At 35.3% G+C, this 875-nt stretch carries 1 protein-coding gene; it reads left to right on the plus strand.

The window, feature by feature from the left end:
• On the plus strand, window positions 1-875 hold an 875-nt coding region (locus N5D03_RS14880; RefSeq protein WP_280052117.1), incomplete at both ends, for a toprim domain-containing protein.

Below are 875 nucleotides of genomic sequence, written 5' to 3' on the forward strand. Positions count from 1 at the left end.
TGTTTTGGAACGAACGGATTAACAAACGAACTATTAGAAATAATAAAACAACTTATTGAATTAGAAGAAATTATATTCTGTTTTGATATGGATGAAGCAGGTCAAAAAGCTACCTTAAAATATGCGAAATTACTTCAATCCATTCATCCAAAAGTGGTGTTTTATAGTGTTCAATTCATTGATAAAGATGTCAATGAAACTTTAGTTGCTTATGATGAAACAACTGTTTTAGACTGTTTAGAGAAAAGAAAACCAATTGATTTTTCTTCTTCTACTCCTTCTTTTTCAATTGAAAAAGAAACTCCACCAACACCTCTGGAACAGCCAAAAATGACAACCGATTTATTTTTTCAGTTGAATGATCTAATCGAAAAAAGTGGCATTGTAGGCGAACAGGACAGCCGATTGTTGCTGTTTATCATCGCAAGTTCGTATAAAACCAAACATCCACTTCACGCCATTGTACAAGGAAGTTCGGGCAGTGGAAAAACACATTTAATCAGTAAAATAGCCGATTTAATGCCACAAGAAGATGTACTTCGTTTTACCCGAATTACCGAAAGTAGTTTGTACAATTGGGGCGAATATGAATTAGTCGGAAAGCTTCTGATTATCGAGGATTTAGACGGTTTAAAAGAAGAAGCCATGTTTGCCATGCGAGAGTTAATTAGTAATCAACGTTTATCGAGTTCTGTCTCGATTAAAGATAAAAAAGGCAATATCAAAGCCGTTAAAAAAGAAGTTCGTGGCGTATTTAGTTCGCTTTCTGCAACGACAAAAGGCGAGATTTACGAAGATAATATGAGCCGTAGTTTTCTATTAGCGGTGGACGAAAGTAGCGAACAATCCCGCCGAATTATTGCCTATCAAAACAG

The sequence above is a fragment of the Empedobacter sp. GD03861 genome, assembly GCF_029840885.1.
GTDB lineage: Bacteria > Bacteroidota > Bacteroidia > Flavobacteriales > Weeksellaceae > Empedobacter > Empedobacter falsenii_B.